Annotated in this window: 20 protein-coding genes; 15 read left to right on the top strand and 5 right to left on the bottom strand. The window is 67.1% G+C overall.

Translation table 11 applies throughout. The annotated features are described in order from the left end of the window. Positions 1–10 precede the first annotated feature (10 nt). The 4 genes from ACZK2G_RS16775 (at position 11) to ACZK2G_RS16760 (ending at position 10,607) form a co-directional block, all read left to right on the top strand. The gene (locus ACZK2G_RS16775) at positions 11–2,047 is read left to right on the top strand and encodes a methyl-accepting chemotaxis protein (protein ID WP_253079656.1); all 2,037 of its coding nucleotides are present in this window, start codon (positions 11–13) and stop codon (positions 2,045–2,047) included. Positions 2,048–2,147: 100 nt separating this feature from the next. Continuing rightward, positions 2,148–8,828: an Hpt domain-containing protein gene (locus tag ACZK2G_RS16770; RefSeq protein WP_478473894.1), complete on the top strand. Its 6,681-nt coding sequence runs from the start codon at positions 2,148–2,150 to the stop codon at positions 8,826–8,828. Continuing rightward, positions 8,815–10,146, top strand: a complete 1,332-nt coding sequence (locus ACZK2G_RS16765; protein WP_136639835.1) for a chemotaxis protein CheB — start codon at positions 8,815–8,817, stop codon at positions 10,144–10,146. The genes ACZK2G_RS16770 and ACZK2G_RS16765 overlap by 14 nt, the downstream gene beginning before the upstream one ends. Continuing rightward, positions 10,143–10,607, top strand: coding sequence for a chemotaxis protein CheW (locus ACZK2G_RS16760; protein ID WP_046983706.1), 465 nt, complete (start codon positions 10,143–10,145; stop codon positions 10,605–10,607). Before ACZK2G_RS16765 ends, ACZK2G_RS16760 begins: the two co-directional genes overlap by 4 nt. Positions 10,608–10,714: 107 nt before the next feature. Here ACZK2G_RS16760 and ACZK2G_RS16755 read toward each other — a convergent pair whose 3' ends face one another. Both ACZK2G_RS16755 and bioA read right to left on the bottom strand, forming a co-directional pair. Next, on the bottom strand, positions 10,715–11,452 hold the full coding sequence (locus ACZK2G_RS16755) for a 16S rRNA (uracil(1498)-N(3))-methyltransferase (RefSeq protein ID WP_478473893.1): 738 nt from the start codon (positions 11,450–11,452) through the stop codon (positions 10,715–10,717). After that, positions 11,443–12,834 carry an adenosylmethionine--8-amino-7-oxononanoate transaminase gene (bioA, locus tag ACZK2G_RS16750; protein WP_046983704.1) on the bottom strand — a complete coding sequence of 464 codons (1,392 nt, stop codon included), beginning with the start codon at positions 12,832–12,834 and terminating at the stop codon, positions 11,443–11,445. Before bioA ends, ACZK2G_RS16755 begins: the two co-directional genes overlap by 10 nt. A gap of 77 nt (positions 12,835–12,911) precedes the next feature. On the opposite strand from bioA, the gene nudE reads away from it, so the two are divergent. The 9 genes from nudE to gcvH all read left to right on the top strand — a co-directional run bounded on the left by nudE (position 12,912) and on the right by gcvH (position 19,375). After that, a complete protein-coding gene (gene nudE / locus ACZK2G_RS16745) occupies positions 12,912–13,475 on the top strand; it encodes an ADP compounds hydrolase NudE (RefSeq protein WP_012511871.1) in 564 nt (187 codons plus the stop codon). Next, positions 13,472–14,275 (top strand): 3'(2'),5'-bisphosphate nucleotidase CysQ, encoded by an 804-nt coding sequence (gene cysQ, locus ACZK2G_RS16740; protein ID WP_046983703.1) that lies wholly within the window; start codon positions 13,472–13,474, stop codon positions 14,273–14,275. The genes nudE and cysQ overlap by 4 nt, the downstream gene beginning before the upstream one ends. A 13-nt stretch (positions 14,276–14,288) precedes the next feature. Then, positions 14,289–15,128, top strand: a complete 840-nt coding sequence (gene mazG / locus ACZK2G_RS16735) for a nucleoside triphosphate pyrophosphohydrolase (RefSeq protein WP_136639833.1) — start codon at positions 14,289–14,291, stop codon at positions 15,126–15,128. Beyond that, positions 15,125–15,454, top strand: a complete 330-nt coding sequence (locus ACZK2G_RS16730; protein WP_006385121.1) for a YnfA family protein — start codon at positions 15,125–15,127, stop codon at positions 15,452–15,454. The genes mazG and ACZK2G_RS16730 overlap by 4 nt, the downstream gene beginning before the upstream one ends. Before the next feature lie 146 nt (positions 15,455–15,600). After that, positions 15,601–15,903 carry an Mpo1-like protein gene (locus tag ACZK2G_RS16725; RefSeq protein ID WP_478473891.1) on the top strand — a complete coding sequence of 101 codons (303 nt, stop codon included), beginning with the start codon at positions 15,601–15,603 and terminating at the stop codon, positions 15,901–15,903. A gap of 67 nt (positions 15,904–15,970) precedes the next feature. Then, the gene (locus ACZK2G_RS16720; RefSeq protein WP_012511869.1) at positions 15,971–16,930 is read left to right on the top strand and encodes an SPFH domain-containing protein; all 960 of its coding nucleotides are present in this window, start codon (positions 15,971–15,973) and stop codon (positions 16,928–16,930) included. Between the two features lies 1 nt (position 16,931). After that, positions 16,932–17,366 (top strand): NfeD family protein, encoded by a 435-nt coding sequence (locus ACZK2G_RS16715; protein WP_046983701.1) that lies wholly within the window; start codon positions 16,932–16,934, stop codon positions 17,364–17,366. A 407-nt stretch (positions 17,367–17,773) separates the two neighbouring features. Further along, entirely contained in the window at positions 17,774–18,886 is a 1,113-nt protein-coding gene (gene gcvT / locus ACZK2G_RS16710) for a glycine cleavage system aminomethyltransferase GcvT (protein WP_136639831.1), read from the top strand. A 93-nt stretch (positions 18,887–18,979) separates the two neighbouring features. Further along, a complete protein-coding gene (gene gcvH / locus ACZK2G_RS16705; RefSeq protein ID WP_046987801.1) occupies positions 18,980–19,375 on the top strand; it encodes a glycine cleavage system protein GcvH in 396 nt (131 codons plus the stop codon). Positions 19,376–19,379: 4 nt separating this feature from the next. Here the strand turns inward: gcvH and ACZK2G_RS16700 are convergent, their stop codons facing one another. Next, positions 19,380–19,967, bottom strand: a complete 588-nt coding sequence (locus ACZK2G_RS16700; RefSeq protein ID WP_136639830.1) for a hypothetical protein — start codon at positions 19,965–19,967, stop codon at positions 19,380–19,382. Positions 19,968–20,150: 183 nt separating this feature from the next. Between ACZK2G_RS16700 and ACZK2G_RS16695 the strand changes: the two genes are divergently transcribed. Next, positions 20,151–20,690 (top strand): hypothetical protein, encoded by a 540-nt coding sequence (locus tag ACZK2G_RS16695; protein WP_046987800.1) that lies wholly within the window; start codon positions 20,151–20,153, stop codon positions 20,688–20,690. Between the two features lie 62 nt (positions 20,691–20,752). On the opposite strand, the gene ACZK2G_RS16690 is transcribed toward ACZK2G_RS16695, so the two are convergent. Then, a complete protein-coding gene (locus ACZK2G_RS16690) occupies positions 20,753–21,667 on the bottom strand; it encodes a LysR family transcriptional regulator (RefSeq protein WP_046987799.1) in 915 nt (304 codons plus the stop codon). 114 nt (positions 21,668–21,781) lie between these two features. Here ACZK2G_RS16690 and ACZK2G_RS16685 point away from each other — a divergent pair, with 114 nt between their 5' ends. After that, entirely contained in the window at positions 21,782–22,540 is a 759-nt protein-coding gene (locus ACZK2G_RS16685; RefSeq protein ID WP_046987798.1) for an SDR family NAD(P)-dependent oxidoreductase, read from the top strand. 169 nt (positions 22,541–22,709) lie between these two features. Here ACZK2G_RS16685 and ACZK2G_RS16680 read toward each other — a convergent pair whose 3' ends face one another. Further along, complete coding sequence (locus tag ACZK2G_RS16680; protein ID WP_046987797.1) at positions 22,710–24,107, bottom strand: serine hydrolase domain-containing protein; 1,398 nt, start codon at positions 24,105–24,107, stop codon at positions 22,710–22,712. Between the last annotated feature and the right edge of the window lie 63 nt (positions 24,108–24,170).

Here is a 24,170-nt window from a genome sequence, read left to right as displayed (position 1 = left end):
AGGTTGAACGATGAGTACTGCTTCGGACGCCACCAAGACCGGCAAGCTGCGGCTGGGCGGCAGCAACCTCTGGCTGTTCCTGTTGCTGGCATCGATGATCCTGTTCGGTGTCAACACCGGCGTCGCCACCTGGCAGGGCAGCCGCCTGGCCGATGCAGGCTCCAAGGCCGCCGACCTGCAGGTACTGTCGCAGCAGCTGGCCAACCAGGGCCGTGATGCGGTGGGCGGCAACGCGCAGGCGTTCACCGCCTTCAAGGCTACCCGCAACGCGATCGAACAGAACGTATCGACCCTGCAGGGGCGCTACGGCAAGGAGCCGGGCGTGTCCGGCGCGATCTCCACGCTGGGTGAAACCTGGGCGCCGCTGGGCAAGCAGGCCGGGCAGCTGGTCGCCAGTGAGCCGGCGGTGCTGGCCCTGGCCGGCAACGCCAACAACTTCAGCGGCGCGGTACCGGGCCTGCAGGCCCAGCTGAATGAACTGGTGCGTGCGATGTCCGCCTCCGGCGCGCCGTCGGCGCAGGTGTACAGCGCGCTGCAGCAGGTGGTGGTGGCCGGTTCGATGGCCCGCCGCGTGACCGAAATGCGGGCCGGTGGCAGTGGTGCGGCTACTGCGGGCGATGCGCTGGCACGTGACATCACTGTGTTCTCGCAGGTGCTCGATGGCCTGCGCAATGGCAACGAGGAACTGGGCATCACCGCCGTGCGTGGCGCTGCCGCCGTCGCTGCGCTGGAGCAGTCCCAGCAGAAGTGGGAAGCGATGAAGCAGGACGCCGATGCGATCCTGGCCAGCTCGCGCCAGCTGTTCGCCGCACAGTCCGCCGCCACTGCGCTGGGGCAGGGCTCGGCACACATGCTGGACGACAGCCGCAAGCTGTTCGAAGCGTTCTCCTCATTCGGCTCGGTGTCCGATACCCGCCTGTTCCCCAATTTCTGGATCGGCGTGGTGTCCGGTGCGCTGTCGCTGATCGCGATCATCGGCTTCGTCTCCACCAACGTGCGCAGCCGCTCGCGTGAGCAGGAACTGCGCTACCAGACCCAGGTGGAGTTCAACAGCCGCAACCAGCAGGCGATCATGCGGCTGCTGGACGAAATCTCCTCGCTCGGTGAGGGCGACCTGACGGTGAAGGCCTCGGTGACCGAGGACATGACCGGCGCCATCGCCGACGCAATCAATTACGCGGTCGACGAGCTGCGCCACCTGGTGACCACCATCAACGACACCTCGGCCAAGGTCGCGCTGTCCACCCAGGAAACCCAGGCTACCGCCATGCAGCTGGCAGAAGCGGCCGGCCACCAGGCCAACCAGATCACCTCGGCGTCGGACCGCATCGGCGAAATCGCGGCGAGCATCGAGCAGGTGTCGCGCAACTCGGCCGAATCGGCCGACGTGGCACAGCGCTCGGTGGTGATCGCTGCCGAGGGTGCCGGCGTGGTCCGCGAGACCATCCAGGGCATGGACCAGATCCGTGACCAGATCCAGGAAACCTCCAAGCGCATCAAGCGCCTGGGTGAATCCTCGCAGGAGATCGGTTCGATCGTGGAACTGATCAACGACATCTCCGAGCAGACCAACATCCTGGCGCTGAATGCCGCCGTGCAGGCGGCCTCTGCAGGTGAAGCCGGCCGCGGTTTTGCCGTGGTGGCCGACGAAGTGCAGCGCCTGGCAGAACGCACTTCGGGTGCGACCCGACGCATCGAAAACCTGGTGCAGGCGATTCAGGCCGATACCAACGAAGCGGTCACCTCGATGGAACAGACCACCGCCGAAGTGGTGTCCGGTGCACGCCTGGCCGAAGACGCCGGCACCGCATTGACCGAGATCGAGCGCGTGTCCAACGCCTTGAACAACCTCATCAAGAACATCTCCATCGCCGCCCAGCAGCAGTCGGCTGCGGCCTCGGACATCACCCGCACCATGGGCGTGATCCGGCAGATCACCGGCCAGACCTCGCAGGGTGCCGGACAGACCGCCGAATCGATCGGCCACCTCGCGCAGCTGGCGGCCGACCTGCGTCGTTCGGTCGCCGACTTCAAGCTGCCGGCGTGACGCGGGCAGGGCGGCGAGCAAGGAACCAGTCGATGAAGCATTTCCATTCCCCAAGCCAGAACTCGCGCGGCCAACGCGCGGCGGCGAACGGAGCGCGTCCATGAGCAGTCTGCGCGATGCGATGAGCCACGCAGCGCTGGGCTGGGTCAAGCCGGAGCTGGACGAGACCCTGCGCCAGGTGCGCAACGAGGTCGAGTACTACGCGGAAGATCCCAGCGATGCCAGCCGCATGCGGATCTGCGCGGGCTACCTGCACCAGGTGCAGGGCACCCTGCGCATGGTCGAGCTGTATGCCCCGGCGATGGTGGCCGAGGAGCTGGAACAGCTGGCCAATGCCATCGGTATGGGCCGTGTGGCCGATCGTGATGAGTCCTGTGCAACCCTGATGCGCGGCAGCGTGCTGCTGCCCGATTACCTGGAGCGCCTGCAGAACGGTCATCGCGATATTCCGATCGTGCTGATGCCGCTGCTCAACGAAATCCGTTCCGCGCGTGGCGAAGAAGGCGTGCATGACAGCGTGCTGCTGGCATTCGCGCCGGACAGCGTCAGCGCCACAGAGGCCGAGCTGGACCATGCCCGTGGCAGCGTGAGCGGGCGCAATCGCGAGCTGCTGGATACGGTGGGCAGTGCGGTGAAGGAAGAACTGCTGCGCATCAAGGATGCGCTCGACCTGCACCTGCGTACCGGTGGTGCGCCGGAACAGCTGCAGACCCAGGCCAACGAGCTCGGCGCGGTGGCCGATACGCTGGGCATGATGGGCCTGGGCGTGGCCCGTGGCGTGGTCGTGCAGCAGCGCGATGCGCTGCGTGGGGTGGTCGAGGGTCGCCAGCAGATCGACGAGAACCTGCTGTTGGATATCGCTGGCGCACTGCTGTACGTGGACGCGTCGCTGGACGACCAGGTCGCCCATCTGGGCGCCGGCGGCAGTGGCGAAGATGACCCGAGCGCGGTCGAGAACCGGCGCACGGTGGAGGTGCTGGCGCATGAGGCCATCGCCAACTTCGCGGCGGCCCGTGAGCATTTCGTCGCCTTCATCGAAACCAGCTGGAACCACGCCGAGCTGCAGGACGTTCCGCGCCTGCTGGGTGATGTCTCCGGTGCGCTGCGCATGCTCGACCTGGGCACCGCCGCCGACTACCTGCGCGGCGTACAGCAGTACATCGAAGCCGAGCTGATCGGTCGCCAGCGCGTGCCCAGTGGTCGCCAGCTGGATACCCTGGCCGATGCCATGGCCAGCCTCGAGTATTACCTGGAGGCGCTGCGCGACCGTCGCCCCGGCCGCGAGGACATTCTCGAGATCACCCGCAGCAGCCTGGAAGCGCTGCGCTACTGGCCGCTGCCGGACCGCAATGCAGCTGCGCCTGCCGCAGGCGAGCCGGTGGTGTTCGCATCGCTGCTGGTCGAGCGCGAGCCGGTCGCGGTGGAGCCTGGCTCGCTGCAGCCGGAACCGATCGAGATCCCGGTGCAGCCGGCCGCGCCCGCCGCTGGCAACGTGCCGGTGCCGCTGCCGGACTTCACCTTCGATCCGACGCCGATGGCGCCGCAAGAAGTTGCCGACAACAGCCTGATGTTTGGCGAGCTGGGCTCTGCAGCAGTCACGGCTGCGGTCAACGTCGGCAGCGCCGGCGCGACGCCCTTGTCGCTTCATGACGGGGAGGATGCACCGCTGGTGTTCGCGGCCTCCAGTGCACCGGCACCCGAGGTTCCGCAGTGGGACCTGGCGCCGTTCCATCCGGATGCCGATCCGCTGGCGGCCGCCGATGACGAACGCAGCCCGACCTTCGCCAGCTTCGATCCGGTCGGCTTCGAACAGGCCGATGCCGGGCAGTTCGCTGCGCCGCAGTGGGCGTGGTCCGGGGCGCCGTCGCATGACCTGGCTGATGCCACGACGCTGACCGCTGATGACGGTGGCGATGTCGCGGTATCGATCGACACCGGTTTCGATGCTGCGCCGGTGTTCGACCCGGTCGCAGCCGAGCACGAGCCCGGGGCCTTGCCGGCCGATGATGTGGTGTTCCGCTTCGATGCCGATGCGCTGGACAATGCCGACGACGTGCTTTCGCTGCACGCGATGGAGACATTGTCGCTGGACGACGATGCCGACCCGCTGCCGTCGCTGGAGATTGTCGATGCCGGCCTGCCGATCCCGGCTGCCGACAGCCTGGATGCCGCCGATGGTGATGCCGTTGCCGATGACGTGCCGGCCTTGCGTGCCGATGACACGGTCGCTGCGGCGGAGTCACCGGCTCCTGCGGTGTCGGTGATCGACATCGATACCATCGCGCCAATCGATTTCAGCGAGGCCGATGCGCAGTTCTTCGCTGAACTGAGCGCAGCCGCCGCCGATTTCAATCCGCAGGCGGCAGCCACTCCCGCCGCTGCGGAAACGCCGGTCGTGGTCGCTGCCGACGCCGGCTTCGAGGCCGGCTTCGATGACGACGCGGAGAACATCGACGAGGACATCCGCGAGGTGTTCCTGGAAGAGTTCGACGACGAACTGGCCAACCTCGGTACGTTGCTGCCGGCATGGCGTATGCAGCTGGACAACATGGACCGGTTGCGGCCGATCCGGCGCATCTTCCACACCCTGAAGGGCAGTGGTCGCCTGGTCGGTGCGCGCACGCTGGGTGAATTCGCGTGGAAGATCGAGGGCATGCTCAATCGCGTGCTGGACGGTAGCCGCGCGGCCTCGCCGGCGGTGCTGGCGATGGTCGACAACGCCCACGCCGCGCTGCCACAGCTGAACGCGGCGCTGCGCAACGGCCAGCGGATCAGTGTCGACCTGCAGGCGATGCAGGCCATCGCCGACCGCGTTGGCGCCGGCGAGGAAACCTTCTACGTACCTCTGCCGGTCGCCGCTGCACCGGCAGTGCCGCAGCCTGCGGCCGAAGGCGAAGACGAGATCAGCCGCATCCTTGAGGCTGAAGCGGTCGCATCGACGCAGGCCGACGCTGGCACGGTGGTTGAAGCGGACGGCACGCCGGCCAACATCGACAGCGTGCTGCGCGAGATCCTCGAGGCCGAGGTGGAAGTCCACCAGGCGACCCTGCAGGACTGGCTGCGCTCGGCGCAGCAGGCACCGCAGCCGGTCAGCGATGCACTGCTGCGCGCGGTGCACACCATGAACGGTGCCTTCGCGATGACCGAGGTGCCGGAGATCACCGCCGTCACCGGCGGCGCTGAGTCCTACATCAAGCGTGCACTGGCCGCGGACGTGGTGCCAGGTGAAGAAGGCCTGGCCGCACTGGATGCGACCGCGCAGGCGATCACTGCGACCATGGACGCGCTGCAGGCCGAACAGCCGCGCATCGCATCGCAGGACGCGCTGGTGCAGCGCTTGCAGGCGCTCGCCGGCGAGCTGCCGGAAGCACGCTGGCCGATGGCCGGGCTGGAAGACGGCGACGATGACCTCGCGCTGGACACCGAATTGGAGCCCCGGGCCGAGGCACCGCAGCTGGCGCTGGACGCAGAAGATGACGCCGAAGTGCCGGCAGCTCTCGAAGCGCCACCCGCGCAGGTGCTGGAACCGGTTACGGACGATGTAGAAACGGCGGCGGCCCTCGACACCGCCGACAGCGGGCTGGACGTTGCGGAGCTGACCGCCAGCGACGATCTTTCGCGCTACTTCGATGCGGGATGGCCGTCGGTGCCGGGCGAAGGTGAGCCCGCCGTGGTCGCACAGGAAGGACTTGAATCGGTCCAGGTGGACGCGACCGCGCCACTCCCTGCCGCGGAGGAAGCGGACGCGGAACCGGCGTCGTCGCTGGCCGACGGCGCTGATCTGACCGTGGCAGATGATCTGTCGCCGTACCTCGATGCCAGCGCGCTGCCGGTCGATGACCGCGACGCGGATGAACTGCCTGCGGCCGCAGAAGATGACGTAATCGACCTGAATACGCTGCAGTCCTCCGATCTGGACGACGCCGACGGCAACGGCTTCGATGATGCTGCTGCACTGCCACTCGACAGCGAGCTGTCGAGCCTGCAGGATGAAATGGCTGCGCCGGGTTTTGCAGAACCGGTCACGCTGGCAGCCGCGCTCGAGGCCGGCCTGCACGTGATCGACGAAGAGCAGACCTTGGACGACGACGGGCAATGGCCCGTGCTCGGCCTCCAGGCCAGCGAACTCGCGCCGGGCGAGGCGGAAGCCTTTGCCGAGGATGCGGACGTCGGCGGGGAGGCGGCGGTCGGTGAAGGAGAGAGCGCCGATCAGCCGTCCCCGGCGACGGTGAATGAGGAGACCACTGCAGAAGCACCGCAGGCCACCGATGAGCCGGTGCGCTTCTTCGAACTCGAAGATGCACCGGGTCAAGGGACGTTGCATGCCGAAGCCGCCGAAGTCGCCGAAGTCGCCGAAGCCAGCTCCCCGGCCATCGACGCAATGCCGGCCGCTGCAGCCGAAGAAGAAGCCGAAGACAGTGCAGACACACTCGACTTCAGCGTGTACGACCGCGAGCTGGTCGACATCTTCGTCGAGGAAGGCAAGGACCTGCTCGATCACTGCGATGGCCTGATCAGCGAACTGCGCGATGCACCACAGGACCGCGAGGCGCTGTCCGGCCTGCAGCGCGACCTGCACACCCTCAAGGGTGGCGCACGCATGGCCGGCATCAATGCCATCGGCGACCTTGGTCACAGCATCGAATCGCTGCTGGAAGCTGTCGCCGCAGGCCGCACCGAGATCGAGCGCCGCGATGTGCAGCTGCTGGAGCGTGGCTTCGACCGCCTGCACCAGCTGCTGACCCGCACCGGTGATCATCGCGTGGTGGAACCGGCGCAGGACCTGGTAGATGCGTTCGAAGTGCGTACCACCACCGATATTGCAGCGGCAGCGGCAACCAACGTGGCGAGCGTCGCAGAAACCGCTTCGGCACCGGTCGCCAGTCCGGCTCCGGCACTGCTCGATGCGCCGTTGTCGGCACCGTTGCCGGCCGAAGGCGTGGTCGACGAAGATCCGCTGGCGCGTCCGCAGCAGGAACAGGTGCGCGTGCGCGCCGACCTGCTCGACCGCCTGGTCAACCACGCCGGTGAAGTGGCGATCTACCGCTCGCGGCTGGAGCAGCAGCTGGGTGCTTTCCGAGGCGCGATGGGCGAACTGGAGCGCACCAATGCGCGTCTTCGCGATCAGCTGCGCCGCCTCGATCTGGAAACCGAGGCGCAGATCGTCGCCCGCTACCAGCGCGAGCAGGACCAGGCCGACCAGAAGTTCGACCCGCTGGAGCTGGACCGCTTCTCCACTCTGCAGCAGCTCAGCCGCGCGTTGAACGAATCGGCGGCCGACCTTGGCGGCCTGCAGGGCGTGCTCGACGATCTGTCACGCCAGTACGATTCGCTGCTGCAGCAGCAGTCGCGCGTTAGTTCGGAACTTCAGGACGGTCTGATGCGCGCGCGCATGGTGCCGTTCGATGGCCTGGTGCCGCGTCTGCGCCGTGTGGTCCGGCAGGCCGGCATGGATACCGGCAAGCAGGTCCATCTGACCCTGGAAGGTACCCACGGCGAACTCGATCGCAACGTGCTCGACCGCATGGTCGCGCCGCTGGAACACATGCTGCGCAATTCCGTGGCCCATGGCCTGGAGGCGCCGGAGCAGCGCCGCGCCGCCGGCAAGCCGGAGGAGGGCGAGATCGCCATCCGCCTGCACCGCGAAGGCTCGGAAATCGTGCTGGACGTGGCCGATGACGGCGCTGGCCTGGACCGCGAAGCGATCCGCCGCCGTGCCCTCGACCGTGGCCTGCTGGCTGCCGATGCGCAGCCGAGCGAGCAGGAGCTGGACAACCTGATCTTCGCTTCCGGTTTCACCACTGCCGACCAGGTCAGCCAGTTGGCTGGCCGCGGCGTGGGCATGGACGTGGTGCGCAACGAAGTGCGCCAGCTGGGCGGCTCGGTCGACATCCAGTCGGTGCGTGGCCAGGGCGTGCGCTTCACCCTTCGCCTGCCGCAGACACTGGCGGTCACCCAGGCAGTGTTCGTGCAGATCGGCGAAACCACTTTCGCGGTACCGGTGGCCTCGGTCAGTGGTATCGGCCGCCTGTCGCGTGAGCGTTTCGAAGCCGCCGACAGCAGCTACCGCTACAGCGGCGAAGACTACCCGCTGTACGATCTCGGCAGCCTGGTCGGACAGGCCCCGGCGCGTGCCGATGGCCAGCACCAGGTGCCGTTGCTGCTGGTCCGCGCCGGCGACCTGCGCGCCGCCGTGGCGATCGACCAGGTACTGGGCAACCGCGAAATCGTGGTCAAGCCGGTCGGCCTGCAGATCGCCTCGGTGCCCGGTATCTACGGTGCCACCATTACCGGCGATGGCCGCGTGGTGGTGATCCTGGACGTGGCGCCGCTGGTGCGCCGCTTCCTCGCCAATCCGACGCTGCCGGTACTGGCCAATGCGCCACGGCAGGAGCGCCAGGTGCCGCTGGTGATGGTGGTCGACGACTCGCTGACCATGCGCAAGGTCACCGGCCGCATCCTCGAGCGCCACAACTTCGAGGTCAGCGTCGCCCGCGATGGCGTGGAAGCGCTGGAGCGCCTGGAAGAGCGCGTGCCGGACCTGATGCTGTTGGATATCGAGATGCCGCGCATGGATGGCTACGAGCTGGCCACCGCGATGCGTGCCGACCCGCGCTACAAGGACGTGCCGATCGTGATGATCACTTCGCGCAGTGGTGACAAGCACCGCCAGCGCGCCTTCGAGATCGGTGTCCAGCGTTACCTGGGCAAGCCGTACCAGGAACTGGACCTGATGCGTAACGTGTACGACCTGCTGGGGATCGCCCGTGTCCGTGAGTGAAACCCAAGCGGCTCCGGCCGTGGCCCTGCTGGCCCGCCCCGGCGCGGCGCGTGAGCGCCTGCGTGAGGCGTTGTCGCACGCCGATGTGCAGCTGGTGCTGGAAGACGACCCGAACAGCCTGGAGCCGCAGGTCCTGCAGCAGGCGCGGCCGCAGTTCGTGGTGATTGCTCTGGAGGCGGCCATCGAGGACGCGCTGGAACGGCTGGACGCCGTGCTGTCCGCACCGGGCCTGACCCTGGTGTTCGACGAGGCCGAACTGGCCGCGCGCCGCGATGGCTGGGAAGCCCAGCGCTGGGGCCGACATCTGGCTGCGAAGCTGCACGGCCACCAGCAGGTGTTGCCGCCGGGTGCCGAGGATGAACCCAGCCTGCAGCTGGAGCCGGGCCATCCGGCACCGCCGCCCGCGCCACGTGAAGAAGCACTTCAGCCGCACCTGGACCAGGCGTTGAGCTGGGCCGACGACGTCCCGGCCGACGGCCTGTATTCGCCCCCGGCTCACCTGCATGAACCGATCGCGCTGGAGCAGGCACTGGCCGCGCTGCAGCCGGTCGTGCCGGAGCCACTGGAGGCACCGCCGTTGCCGCCAGCGATGGCAGAGCCTGCCGCAGCCGCACCGCCGGTGTCCTTCGACCACACCGCGTGGTCGCTGGTCGATGACGTGGTGGATGCACCGGCTGCCGTCGGCATCGCTGCGGTCGAGGCGGCACCGCCTTCGTTCGATACCGATCACCTGAGCCTGGTCGATCTGGACGCTGCAGCGCCGGTTGGCGCGCAGGCCGGATCCCTGCTGGTGCTGGCCGGCATTGGCGGCCCGGATGCGCTGCGACGCCTGCTCGGTGCGCTGCCGGCGTCGCTGGCCGTGCCGGTGCTGGTGCACATGCGCCTGGATGGTGGCCGTTACGGCAACCTGGTCAAGCAGATGGCACGGGTGTCGCCGTTGCCGGTGCAGCTGGCCGAAGCCGGCCAACGTGCGGCAGCGGGCGAAGTGCATGTGCTGGCCGATGACATCGGCGTGCAGGTGGCCGCTGATGGCCTGCATTTCATCAGCGACGCACAGGGCATTTCGATTGCCGCGCTACCGGCGGAACACACGGCACTGGTGCTGCTCAGCGGGGCCGACCTGGGCCACGTCGGACCGGCGCTGGACCTGGCTGCCGCCGGCGCCTGGGTGGCCGGGCAGGTGGGCGAGGGCTGCTATGACCCGGCCGCAGCCACCGCTGTGGTTGCCGCCGGCATGGTGGCGGGGGAGCCGCAGGAACTGGCACAGGCGATTGCCGCACGCTGGGGCGTGGATGACGACAACGGAGAGGCACCATGAGCTACGCCAGCAATGACGAGATCCGCGGCGTCCTGATCCAGGCAGGCAACGCGCGCGTATTGCTGCCCAATGCCACCGTGGCTGAAATGATGTCGCGCGTGCCGGTGCAGCCGGTCTCCGATGCGCCCCGCTGGCTGGTCGGCGAGATCGGCTGGCATGGCTGGCAGGTGCCGCTGGTGTCGTTCGCACGTCTTTCGGGACTGGGCGAAGAAGCCGTGGGCGGCCACAACAAAGTGGTGGTGCTGAAGGCCCTCAGCGGCAACGCGCAGCGTCCGTACTACGCGCTGCTGACGCAGAACTTCCCGCAGCTGATCTCGGTGCCGCGCGACGGCCTGCTGGCCGATGCCTCGGAGGAAACCCTGCCGGACATCGTGCACATGCGCGTGCTGCTGGGCGAGCAGAGCGCGCTGCTGCCGAACCTGGACGCGCTGGAAGCCGCGCTGGATTCGCTGGCCGTTTGATCGGGAATCCGCCGGGCATTTCGAATTCCTGGTAGTGCCGGCCGCTGGCCGGCAACCTCATGATCCGGTGGATGCCGGCCAGCGGCCGCCACTACCACGAATCAGCCTTACCCCAGATCGCCCAACCGCGCCTGCAGCGCCGCGATCGCGGCCAGCCCGGCGGTCTCGGTGCGCAGGATGCGCGGACCCAGCTGCAGGCCCTGGAAGCCAGCGGCCGCCAGTTGGTCCCGGTCGCGTGGCGACCACCCTCCTTCCGGACCGATTGCAATCACGATGCCCCCGGCAGGTGCGGCGTCCATCGTCGACAGCCGGTGCGCACCCTGCGGATCCAGGGTCAACCGAAGCGTATCCACCGGCAGTGCCGCTGCCGCCCGCGCAAGCGACAACGGTGAACCCACCTGTGGAATGCGCGCGCGCCCGGACTGGCCGCAGGCCGAGGCCACCACGTTGTTCCAGTGCGCCACGCGCTTCTCGGCGCGTGCGGCGTCGAGCTTCACCTCGGTACGTTCGGCATTGACCGGAATGATCGCCGCCACGCCCAGTTCAGTGGCCTTCTGCAGGATCAGGTCCATCTTCTCGCCACGGGCAATGCCCTGCAGCAGGGTGATCGACAGCGGCGACTCATTGTTGATGGCCTGCACGGCGTCGATGCGGACCTGCACCTCGCGCTTGCCGGCCACGGTCAGCGTCGCGCTGTAGTCGTGGCCATCGCCGTTGAACAGCACGCAGGTATCACCTTCGCGCAGGCGCATCACCCGTACCAGGTGGTTGGCCGTCTCTTCCGGCAGGGTCACGGTCTGGCCGCTGTGCAGCGCCAGATCGATGGGGCAGCGGGTCACGCGCATGCAATTGCCTCGTCGATGGCTGCCAGCGTGGTATGTGCCAGCAGTTCCAGTTGTTCATCGTCCACGCAGTACGGTGGCATCCAATACAGCACATCGCCCAGCGGGCGCAGTACCACGCCGCGTTTGAGCGCGGCCTTGTAGGCGTGCAGGCCCAGCCGCAGTGACGGGTCGAACGGTGTGCGCCTGTTGCCGTCGCGCGACAACTCGAAGGCCACCACCATGCCGGCCTGGCGTACATCGGCCACGTGCGGATGGTCGGCGAACGGCGCGGCGAGGGTCCCCATCACCGAAGCGATGCCGCGGTTGCGTGCGACCACATCGTCGTCGCGGAAGATGTCCAGCGTCGCCAACGCCGCCGCGCAGGCCAGCGGATTGCCGGTGTAGCTGTGCGAATGCAGGAACGCGCGCTCGCGGGAGTCATCGAGGAACGCGTCGTACAGTGCCTGCGTGGCGAGCACGGCGGCCAGTGGCAGGAAGCCGCCGGTCAGTCCCTTGGACAGGCACATCAGGTCCGGCATCACCCCGGCCTGTTCGCAGGCGAACATCGTGCCGGTGCGGCCAAAGCCTGCGGCGATTTCGTCGGCGATCATGAACGCACCGTGCGCATCGCACAGTTCGCGCACGCGCTGCAGGTACACCGGGTCGTGCATCCGCATGCCTCCTGCGCACTGCAGGCGCGGTTCCAGGATCACCGCGCAGATCTCGCCCGGGTGCTGGTCGAACAGCGTGGCCAGTCCATCCGCCGCCTGCCGCGCGCGATCTGCCGCACTCTGGCCAGGCTCGGCCAGGTAGGCGTCGGGCGAGGGCGCGAACAGGCCTTCGGCCAGCAGCGGCGCATAGACACGGCGGTACAGCGGGATGTCGCCCAGCGCCAGCGCGCCCAGGGTCTCGCCGTGGTAGCCGTTCTCCAGCGCGATGAAGCGCGTGCGGCGCGGCTCTCCGCGGTTCTGGAAATACTGGAACGCCATCTTCAGCGCCACTTCCACGCCAGCTGAACCGTTATCGGCATAGAACACCTTGGCCAGCGGTTCGCGGCCGGGCTGCCGTGGTGCCAGCGCCAGCAGGCGTTCAGCCAAGGTGATCGCCGGCTCGTGGCCGAAGCCGGCCAGCATCACCTGTTCCAGCTGCCCGGCCTGGGCGGCGATGGCGCCGCCGATGCGCGGCTCGGCATGGCCGAACAGGTTGGTCCACCAGCTGCTGACCGCGTCCAGGTAGCGGTTGCCGTCGTGGTCGAACAACCAGGCGCCCTGGCCGCGTGCGATCGGGACCAGTGGCAGGGTGTGCGGATGCTCGCGCATCTGCGTGCACGGGTGCCACAGCACCTTCAGGTCGCGTTGCCGCCAGTGCTCGACCAGCGGGGAGGGGGTTGGGTCTGCTAGCATTTCGGGCTCATGAACATGTTGCTGCCTGCACATTCTATCGGCCCCGGCGCAGACGCCGGCCGCCGCGGAGATTCCGCATGAACGATGACCGTGGCGGCCGTCGCTTGCCGATCATCCATCGGATCACCGATGAAGAGAACGGTCCCTTCCAGCGCCAGCACCTGGACCTGGAGTTCTCCAACGGTGAACGCCGCCGCTTCGAGCGCCTGGTCAGCCGGGGCCACGGCGCGGTGGTGGTGGTGCCGATGCTTGATGACGAGACCGTGCTGCTGGTACGTGAATACGCTGCCGGCATGCACCGCTACGAACTGGGGCTGGTCAAGGGCCGGATCGATGCCGGCGAGACCCCCGAGCAGGCCGCGGACCGTGAACTGAAGGAAGAGGCCGGTTATGGTGCGCGCCGGGTAGACGTGCTGCGCGCGATGACCCTGGCCCCGACCTACATGAGCCATCAGTCGTGGCTGGTGGTGGCGCGCGACCTGTACCCGGAAAAGCTGGCCGGCGATGAGCCGGAAGAGCTGGAAGTGGTGCCGTGGAAGCTGGCCGAGCTGGACCAGCTGATGCTGCGCGAGGACTTCTCCGAGGGTCGCTCGCTGGCGGCGCTGTTCATCGCCCGGCAGTGGCTGCAGGGAACGCGATGATCAAACTGACCACGGACCTGCGCGAGACCGCCATCGCCATCGCCCAGGAAGCCGGACAGGCCATCATGCAGGTGTATGCCGATGGCTTCGACGTGCAGCTCAAGGACGACGACAGCCCGGTCACCAGTGCCGACCTGGCGGCCAACCAGGTCATCGAGCAGGGCCTGCAGCAGCTGACCCCGGATCTGCCGATCCTGTCCGAGGAGTCGGCGCAGGTGGGCTGGGAGCAGCGCCGCCACTGGGGTGCCTACTGGCTGGTCGACCCGCTCGACGGCACCCGCGAGTTCGTCAAGCGCAATGGCGAGTTCAGCGTCAACATCGCATTGATCTACCAGGGCGCGCCGGCCTTCGGCGTGGTGCTGGCGCCGGTCACCGGCATCGTCTGGCATGCCATGCGTGGTGAGCTGGCGTACCGTCGCCAGGGCCTGCATGACACTGTGTTGCGTACCCGCACGCCGGCCACCGCACCGCTGCGGGTGGCCGCCAGCCGCTCCCACCGCTCGCCGGAAACCGAAGCGCTGCTGGCGCGGATGGGTCGCATCGAAACCATCGCTCAGGGCTCATCGCTGAAGTTCTGCCGGATCGCCGAAGGCGGCCTGGATGTCTACCCTCGGCTGGGCCCGACCTCCGAATGGGACACCGCCGCCGGCCAGTGCGTGCTGCACGCTGCCGGTGGCGCGGTGCTGTCGGCGGCGACCGGCAAGCCGTTCCGCTACAACCGCCGCGAGACCCTGTTGAACGGCGATTTCATTGCCCTTGGTGACACCAGCCTGCCCTGGCGCGACTGGTTGTCCGATTGACCCTGGAGACCGCATGAGCGCGCACGACACCCCCACCACCGACAGTGCCGCCAGCAACGAATTGGAACGCCTGCTGTCGATCATGGCGCGCCTGCGCGATCCGCAGGATGGCTGCCCCTGGGACCTGGAGCAGAACTTCGCGACCATCGCCCCGTACACCATCGAGGAAGCCTACGAGGTGGCCGATGCCATCGATCGGGGCGACCTCGATGATCTCTGCGATGAGCTGGGCGACCTTCTGCTGCAGGTGGTGTTCCATGCGCGCATGGCCGAGGAGCAGGGTGCCTTCGCCTTCGCTGAGGTCGCACGCGCGATCAGCGACAAGATGCAGCGCCGCCACCCGCACGTGTTCGCCGATGTCAGCGTCGATGACGCCGACGGGGTGACGCGCAACTGGGATGCGATCAAGCGTGCCGAGCGAGTCGCCAAGGGCGAGCAGGACACCTCCGCATTGGCCGGCATCTCACGTGGCCTGCCCGAATGGCAGCGGGCGGTGAAGCTGCAGTCGCGTGCGGCCAAGGTCGGTTTCGACTGGCCGGGCCCGCTGCCGGTGCTGGACAAGGCAGCCGAGGAACTGCAGGAACTGCGCGAGGAGTTCGAGCGCGGCGATATCGCCGGCAACAAGGCGCGCCTGCAGGAAGAGCTGGGCGACCTGCTGTTCGTCTGCGCCAACCTGGCACGCCATGCCGATATCGATCTGGGCGCGGCACTGCGCGGGGCCAACCACAAGTTCGAACGTCGCTTCCGTGCGATGGAGGCACAGGCCGAAGTGCAGGGGGAAGCGCTGTCCGCGCTGGACCTGGATGCGCAGGAAGCACTGTGGCAGCACGCCAAGGCGGCGGAGAAGGCGTGAAGACGCTCGCGCTGTTCCTGCTGACCGCGCTGGCCGAAATCGTTGGCTGCTACCTGCCGTGGTTGTGGCTGCGCAAGGGCGGCAGCATCTGGTTGCTGCTGCCGGCGGCAGCCAGTCTGGCCCTGTTCGCGTGGCTGTTGACCCTGCATCCAACCGCCAGTGGCCGCGTCTATGCCGCTTACGGTGGCGTCTATATCGGCACTGCGCTGTTCTGGCTGTGGCTGGTCGATGGCATCCGTCCCAGCCGCTGGGACCTGCTCGGTGCAGCCCTGTGCCTGGCCGGCATGGCGGTGATCATGTTCGGACCGCGCGCGCCTTCGGTGTAGAGTCGAGGCATGCTCGACTGCTTCTGCCAGGATCCGTCGAGCCGAGGCAGCCGAGCATGGCTCGGCTCTACAAGGGCAAGGATGCTCGCGCAGCGCTGCCTCCCCGTAAGGTGCATGATGCAGGCAGTACAGCCCGGAGCATGCGCATGTCCCGCTTCGCCAGCTTCCGTGAGTTCTATCCGTTCTACCTCAGCGAGCACCGCCACCCGGTGTCGCGCCGGCTGCATTTCATCGGTAGTTGCGGAGTCCTGCTGCTGGTCGCAGCCGCGATCCTGCGCGGCCAGCCGCTGCTCCTTCTCGGCGCCCTGTTCTGCGGTTATGGATTCGCCTGGGTCGGCCATTTCTTCTTCGAGAAGAACCGCCCTGCCACCTTCCAGCATCCGCTGTACTCGTTCATGGGCGACTGGGTGATGCTCGCCGACATCCTGCGCGGGCGCGTGCGCTGGTAGCCCCGGCTGTGAATGTCGCCTTCACGCGCTATGCTGGGGCCTGGACGTCATAGATAAGGAAAGCAAGATGTTCCCGACCATGTTCTTTACCGTGGTACTGGCCTTCGTGGCCGTGGTGATCCTGTTCAAGGCGGTACGGATGGTGCCCCAGGGATACGAGTGGACCGTCGAGCGCTTCGGGCGCTACACGCACACCATGACCCCAGGCCTGCATTTCCTGATTCCGATCGTGTACGGGGTGGGGCGCAAGGTGAACATGATGGAGCAGGTGCTGGATGTGCCCAGCCAGGAAGTGATCACCAAGGACAACGCCGCCGTGCGCGTGGACGGCGTCGTGTTCTTCCAGGTACTCGATGCGGCCAAGGCCGCCTATGAAGTGGCCAATCTGGAAGTGGCGATGATCGCCCTGGTGCAGACCAATATTCGTACCGTGATCGGTTCGATGGACCTGGATGAATCACTGAGCCAGCGCGAAGTGATCAATGCGCAGCTGCTGAGCGTGGTCGACCATGCCACCAACCCGTGGGGCGTGAAGGTCAACCGCATCGAGATCCGCGACATCCAGCCGCCGCGCGACCTGCTGGATGCGATGGCGCGGCAGATGAAGGCCGAGCGCGAGAAGCGCGCGCAGATCCTTGAGGCAGAGGGTTCAAGGCAGTCGGAGATCCTGCGCGCCGAAGGCGAGAAGCAAGCCACGGTGCTGGAGGCCGAAGGCCGCCGTGAGGCGGCGTTCCGCGATGCCGAGGCCCGCGAGCGCCTGGCCGAGGCCGAGGCCATGGCGACCAGGGTGGTGTCGGTGGCGATTGCCGAGGGTGACGTGCAGGCGATCAACTACTTCGTCGCCCAGAAGTACGTGGAAGCCTTCAAGGAACTGGCCAGTTCGCCGAACCAGAAGCTGGTGCTGATGCCGATGGAGGCCAGCGGGGTGATTGGTTCGATTGCCGGCGTGGCTGAGCTGGCCAAGCAGGCGCTGGCCGACCAGGACAGCAAGGCCGCCAGCAAGCGGCCACCACCGATCGGAGGCTGACATGCGCTGGGAAGTCGTAGGCTGGGGCGCGTTGGCACTGCTGCTGTTCGCGGCCGAAGCGCTGGCACCGGGGGCGTTCATGCTGTGGATCGGCATCGGCGCGGCGGCGGTGTTCGTGCTGGTGGCGGTGTTCGGCGATATCCCGCTGCTGTGGCAGGTGGTTGCCTTCGTGCTGTTGAGCGTTGTCTCGATCCAATGCTACCGGCGTTGGGGGCGGCCCCGCGCCCGGCCCAGCGATGCGCCGCTGCTCAACCGCCGCGCCGAGCAGCTGGTCGGTCGGGAGGTGGTACTGCAGCAGGGCATCGTCGGTGGCCAGGGACGGGTCAGCATTGACGATGCGTCCTGGCAGGTGAGTGGTCCGGAACTGCCTGCGGGTACGTGGGTGCGGGTGGTGGCGGTGCAGGGCAGCACGCTGCTGGTCGAAGCGGTGGCCTAGGGGTTCCCAGCCAACGGCGGAGCCCCTCGTGGGTGGTCGCGGAAGGCGGTTCATGTGTTTGGGTCGGGCGGGTTGGGTTCGCGGGACACGCCGTAAACCCCTCCATGGGGGCTCGATGGCGCCATCCATGGCGCCAACGGTCCCGCGAACCCAACCCGCCCGACCCCCGACAGTTTCCGTGCGCGTCCAGCCCACGGAAAAAGAAAAAGAGCAAAGAGCAAAAGCACTCGCTCCGACCCGCCCAGGCCGAGTCAATCCAGAGCCGATGAACTCAGGCTTTGCGCTCTAGCTGTAGAAAGCGGCGCCGGCCGCAGGCCGGCCAAACACCCCGCTGCGCTGCGGCACACCTGCGGGCGACCGATCTGGGATAATGGGGATTCTTGTTTCCTCTGCTGCCGGACCCGGTCATGACCCAGAAGACGCTGCTCAACGATACCCACCGCGCCCTTGGCGCCAAGATGGTCGATTTCGGGGGTTGGGACATGCCCATCCACTACGGCTCGCAGCTGGACGAACACCACCTGGTGCGTCGCGAGTCCGGTGTGTTCGACGTCAGCCACATGACCGTGGTCGACCTGCGCGGTGACCAGGTCAAGCCGTTCCTGCGCCGCCTGCTGGCCAATTCCGTGGACAAGTTGAAGGTGACCGGCAAGGCCCTGTACTCGTGCATGCTGAATCCGCGCGGCGGCGTCATCGATGATCTGATCGTCTACTACCTGGGCGATGACTTCTTCCGCATGGTCGTCAACGCATCCACCCGTGAGAAGGACCTGGCCTGGCTGCGTGAGCAGGCCGCGCCGTTCGGCGTCAGCGTCGAGCAGCGTCCGGACCTGGCCATCCTTGCCGTGCAGGGCCCGCAGGCGCGCGACATCGTCATCGGCCTGGCCCGCGAAGCCGACCGTGCAGCGCTGACCAAGCTTGGCCGCTTTGCTGCGCTGCAGGCGCAGTCCGACGATGGCGTCGAGCTGTTCGTCGCCCGCACCGGCTACACCGGTGAAGATGGTTTCGAGATCCTGCTGCCGCAGGATGCCGTGGTCGCGTTCTGGAACCGCCTGCTGGCGGCTGGCGTGAAGCCGGCCGGACTCGGTGCGCGCGACACCCTGCGCCTGGAAGCCGGCATGAACCTGTATGGCCAGGACATGGACGAAGCGATCAGCCCGTACGAAGCGGCGCTGGCCTGGACCGTGTCGCTGGACGAAGGTCGCGACTTCATCGGCCGCGACGTGCTGGAAGCGCAGAAGGCCGCTGGCACCGCACGCCAGATGATCGGCCTGGTGATGGACGAGAAGGGTGTGCTGCGTCATGGTCAGGCGGTGACCACCGCCGGTGGCCAGGGCGAGATCCTGTCCGGCACCTTCTCGCCGACCCTGGCCAAGGGCATCGCCTTCGCGCGCGTGCCGGCCGGTGAAGTGGGCGAGGTCACCGTCGACATCCGCGGCCGGCAGGTGCCGGTGCGCGTGGTCAAGTTCCCGTTCGTGCGCGAAGGCCAGGCCCAGCCCGGCGTGCTTGGCGACGCCTGATCCAAACATGCCGGTCGTCACTGACAGCAGTGGCGGCCGGTTGGTTACACTAGCCCCGTTTTTTCCACCCCTGCATATCTCTGGAGCAGTCCCATGAGCGAGATCCCCGGCGACCTCAAGTTCCTCAAGTCCCATGAGTGGGCCCGTGTCGAAGGCAATGGCCGCGTGACCGTCGGTATTTCCGACCACGCCCAGGGCCTGCTGGGTGACCTGGTCTACGTCGAGCTGCCCGAAGTCGGCGCGACCGCCAAGGCCAACGAGCAGATCGCGGTCGTCGAGTCGGTGAAGGCCGCCTCCGACGTCTACAGCCCGGTCAGCGGCACCATCGTCGAGGTCAACTCGGCGCTGTCGGACAAGCCGGAAACCATCAACGAAGATGCCTACGGCGACGGCTGGATGTACGTGGTCGAACTGTCCAACGCCGATGAGCTCAACGAGCTGCTGGATCCGGACGCGTACGCCGAAGCCCTGGAAGACGAAGACCACTGAGTCGTCACTTCCGGGTTCGGACACGGCCACCTTCGGGTGGCCGTTTTTGTTTTGGCGATGGTGCCCGACTCATGACGACGGGTTCGTTGCCGACCCTCGGCATGGCATCAGCGGGCAGACGAACGGCACGGAAGGGCATGCGCAGTTTTGCGCAAATCCGCGTTTCCACCCCGCGTTGGCGTGTCCGGATGTGAAAACTTTTGATGCCCCGTTGCGGCGCCGTTGTGCTGGCGTTGGCGGCAGCGGTGATGGTTGTTTGCAATGCATGCATGCTGTGGCGACGGACATGCACGCTTCTGCGTAGAGTGCTTATTTCAAGTGCTTTTTGTTCAACGATTGCGTCTGCGTTGTTGCAGACAACGTGCGTGCGCGGCGCTTCGGCGGTCGCTGCAGGCGCGACGTGGCGACCGTGCAGACGCCGCCGCGGACGGCGCGGATGTGAAAATTTTTCGCGGGGGTTGTTGACAGTAAAAAAAACCGTGATTAGGTTTCGCCTCAGCAGACCTTGCCTGCCCAACCGAGTGCGCAGAATCAATCGTCCGATGCGAAGCAGCCCCTTCAAGACCACCGCGACCCTGATGACGGTGGACATGGCCCCGCTTCCCCCGGAGAAATGCAAGGTACCTCCCGTTCCGATGCCCGCTCCGCCGATCGAGGCGGGCATTGCCGCATCCGTAACGGCGCGCCTGACGCGCCGGCGGTCCCCGCACGCAGCATCCGCGGGTTTGATCCACCTGGGCGTTTCAACTCCCTATCACTGACGAGGAGCCATCCCATGGCAACCAAGAAAGCTGCGAAGAAAAAGCCCGCCGCCAAGAAAGCGGTGAAGAAGGTCGCTAAGAAGGCCGCTGCCAAGAAGGCAGTGAAGAAGGTCGCGAAGAAGGCGACCGCCAAGAAGGCAGTGAAGAAGGCTGCGAAGAAGGTCGCCAAGAAGACCACTGCGAAGAAGGCAGTGAAGAAGGCGGCAAAGAAGGTAGCCAAGAAGTCCACTGCCAAGAAGGCCGTCAAGAAGACCGCGAAGAAGGCCGTCAAGAAGGTAGCCAAGAAGGCCACCAAGAAGACTGCCAAGAAGACTGCCAAGAAGGCTACTGCCCGCAAGCCGGCCAAGAAGGTCGCCAAGAAGGCAGTAAAGAAGACTGCAAAGAAGGCGGTGAAGAAGACCGCCAAGAAGGCAGTGAAGAAGACCGCGAAGAAGGCCACCAAGAAGGCTGCCCCGAAGAAGGCAGCGAAGAAGGTTGCCAAGCGCAAGCCGGCCGCCCGCAAGAAGAAGGCTGCTCCGGTCGCTCTGCCGGCAACCCCGGCGCCGCTGATCTAAGTACTTCCCGATAGCCGCATCCTGAAACCCCTTCCCTGTTGCCCAGCAGGGAGGGGGTTTTTTTATGCTCGGATGTCGGTTGCGAACGTGGTCGGCAAGGGCGGGAAACGCTCGACCAGGAAGTCGAGGAAGCTGCGCAGGCGGGTTGAGCGGTAGCGGTCGTGGGCGTAGACCACGTGCATCGGCCGACCGGCCTGACCGTGCTCGGGGAACAGCTGCACCAGGCGCCCGGCGTCGACATCCGCGGCCAGCAGCAGGGTCGATTGCAGCACGATGCCCAGCCCATGCAGTGCGGCCGAACGCAGTGCTTCGCCGTTGTTGATCTGCAGCCGGCCATCGGGCGCGTGGTCGAGCTCGCCAGCGCCGGCCTGCAGCCACTGCGCTAGCGCGCTGGGTTCGAAGGACAGGCATTGATGCGAGGCGAGCGCTGGCAACGTGTCCGGGGTGCCGTGGCGCGCGAGGTAGGCCGGCGAGGCGCACATCATCAAGCGATACGGGGCGAGCGGCCGTGCTATCAGTTCGCTGCTGCCGGCCAGGGTGCCGATGCGCAGCGCTGCTTCGAAACCTTCCTCGGCCAGGTCGACCACGCGGTCGGTCAGCGTCGCCTCGACACGGACGTCCGGGTAGCGGGCCATGTACTCGGCCAGCGCCGGCACCAGTGCATGGGTGCCGAAGATTACCGGAGCGCTGATGCGTAGCGTTCCTGCGGGTGCCAGCTGCTGGTGCTGGGCCTGCGCATCGGTCTCGTCCACCAGGCGCAGGATCTCCTTGCATCGCGCGTAGTAGTCCTCGCCGAAGGGGGTCAGGTGCTGGCGCCGGGTGGTGCGGCTGAGCAGCTGCATGCCGAGCCGGGCCTCGAGCGAGCGCAGGTGCTTGCCGGCCATCGTCGCGGAAATATCCATCGCCGCTGCCGCAGCGCTGAGGCTGCCCTTGTCCACGATCAGCACGTAGACCCGCATGCTCTCCAGCAGGTTCATCTGACACCCCGGGTGTTGAATGCTGAAACCTGCGCGGAGTTTATCAATCAGTGGTGATCAAAGAGCATGCGCTGCACGGGCCGGATGTGCCGGCCATGCTCACAGGAGAACACCATGGATTTGAACCTCGAGGGACGCACCGCGCTGGTCACCGGTGCGGGCAGTGGCATCGGTGCCGGTGTTGCCAGGTTGCTGGCGGCGCAGGGTGTGCGTGTTGTGATCAGTGCACGGCGCGCGGAGCCGCTGCAGGCCCTGGCGGCGGAAATCGAAAGCGGTGGCGCGCCCGCGCCGGTCATCGTGCTCGGTGATGTCACCGATGCCGATGATGTGCGCCGCATCGCCGATGCCTCGCTGGCGGCGCTGCAGCGGGTGGACATCCTGGTCAACGCGGCTGGAGGAGGGCGGCCGGCCACGGTGGATGCGGGCGACGATGTCTGGGAGGAGGCGATCGCACTGAATTTCTCTGCGGCGCGACGGCTGACCCAGGCATTGCTGCCGGCGATGCAGGCGCAGGGGTGGGGACGAGTGATCAACTTCAGTGGTTCGATGGAGCCGCGTGCCGTGAACGCCGCCACGGCAGCAAAGGCAGCGCTGCATCTGTGGAGCAAGGGGCTGTCGTCGGCGCTGGCCACACAGGGCATCACGGTCAATGCAATCGCGCCGGGACGGATCAATAGCGCGCAGATCCGGGACCGCCTGCATCCTACCGAGGAAAGCCGGCGCGAATTCATCGCCCGCAACATCCCGATCGGGCGCTTCGGCGAACCGGAGGAAGTGGCGCCGCTGGTGGCGTTCCTGGCCTCGCCGCTGGCCGGCTACATCACCGGTGCCGTGATTCCGGTGGACGGCGGAATGCACTACTTCGCGCATTAGCCCTCCGGAACTGTAGAGCCGAGCCCTGCTCGGCTGCTTCACGCATTTGTAGAGTCGAGCCGTGCTCGACTGCTTTGCACGGACAGTCGAGCAAGGCTCGACTCCACGACAGCCAACAAAAAGGGCGACCCGCGGGCCGCCCTTCGTACTCACCGTCGAGCCCGCCAGATCAGCGCGGCGAGGCGACGGCACGGTTGCTGGAAGCACCCTTGCCCTTGCGCTTGTCCTGCTGCGCAGGGCTCGCGCCTTCGGCCATCAGGTTGTCGCTGCCGAAGTCGGTGTCCACGTCCAGCCAGCGCTGCGTCGGCAGGCCGAGGGCGGCGTCGAGCACGGTCGGCAGCAGGCCGCTGGGCAGGCCGCTTTCGCCGTTCCACATGATGGCGATGCCAAGGTCGCGTTCCGGCACCAGCGCGACCAGGCCGCGGTAGCCCTGCACGGCGCCGGCATGGAACACCACGTCGTGGCCGGCATAGTCGAAGGTGCGCCAGCCCAGTGCGTAGCCGGCCGAGTGCAGGCGCTCGCGGCGCCAGCCCGAACGCATCTCGCCCGGGGTGTTGATCAGGCTGGAATGCAGGGTGGCCAGCAGCGGTGCCGGCAGCACGTCCGGACGGTGGCCGGTGTGGGCCAGCAGCCATTGCGCCATGTCGCTGGCGCTGGCGTTGACGCCGGCGGCCGGGGCGACGCGGTAATAGGTCGGCTTCGGCGTCAGCGACACCCAGCCATTACGGCTGCGCACGTGCGGGCGCGCCCAGCGTGAGCTGGCCTGGATGCCGGCCAGTCCGAGGCTGGCATCGTTCATGCCCAGCGGCTTGAAGATGCGGCGCTCGACCGACTGCTCGTAGAAGCTGCCCGAGGCGGCATAGACCACGTCACCGATCAGGCTGAAGGCCACGTTCTGGTAGGCGTAGCAGTCGCCCGGCAGGCACTTCAGGCTGGTGTTGGCCAGTTTCTGGGTCAGCGAGTAGTACTCGGCATTGCCTTCGATGTCGCGGTCGTAGGCGTTGTACGGCAGGCCGACGCGGTGGCTGAGTACGTCGGCCACGGTCAGGCGATCAGTCGCTTCCGGCGAGTTCAGGCGGAAGCCCGGCACGTAGTCGGTGACCTTGCTGTCCCAGCGCAGGGTGCCATCGTTGACCAGCAGGCCGGCCATGGTGCCGGCGAAGGCCTTGGACAGCGACGCCAGGCGGAACACGGTATGCGCATCGACCGGCAGCGGGTTGTTGACGTCGGTGACGCCATAGCCGCGCGCGCTGAGCACACGGCCACCCTGCACGATGGCCACGGCCATGCCCGGCACGCGCTCACCATAGGTCAGCTGCTGCGCCATCGATTCGATGTTTGCGACGTTGAAGCCGGCCGCCGGCAGCTGCACCTGCGGCACCAGGCCGGTGCGGTATGCGGCGGGCTGGGTGTGGGCGACGGCGGTGGCGGCGGATTCGATGTTGGCCGGCATCGGCGGCAACGGCGGCGGGGTCTGCGCGGTGGTGGACAAGGCAACGGGCATCAACATGCCCAGCAAACCGGTGGCCGCCGAACGGATCGGACGACGCAGGCTGTTCTTTTTCATCGTGGAGACCCGTGCGCGACTGCTGATGGCGATTCTAGCGCCGCTTTTCCCTTGTGCACAAAC

Source organism: Stenotrophomonas sp. 107298_Sma (assembly GCF_056480345.1).
The sequence above is the reverse complement of the archived record's forward strand: the minus strand, read 5'-3'. Positions and strand labels throughout refer to the sequence as shown.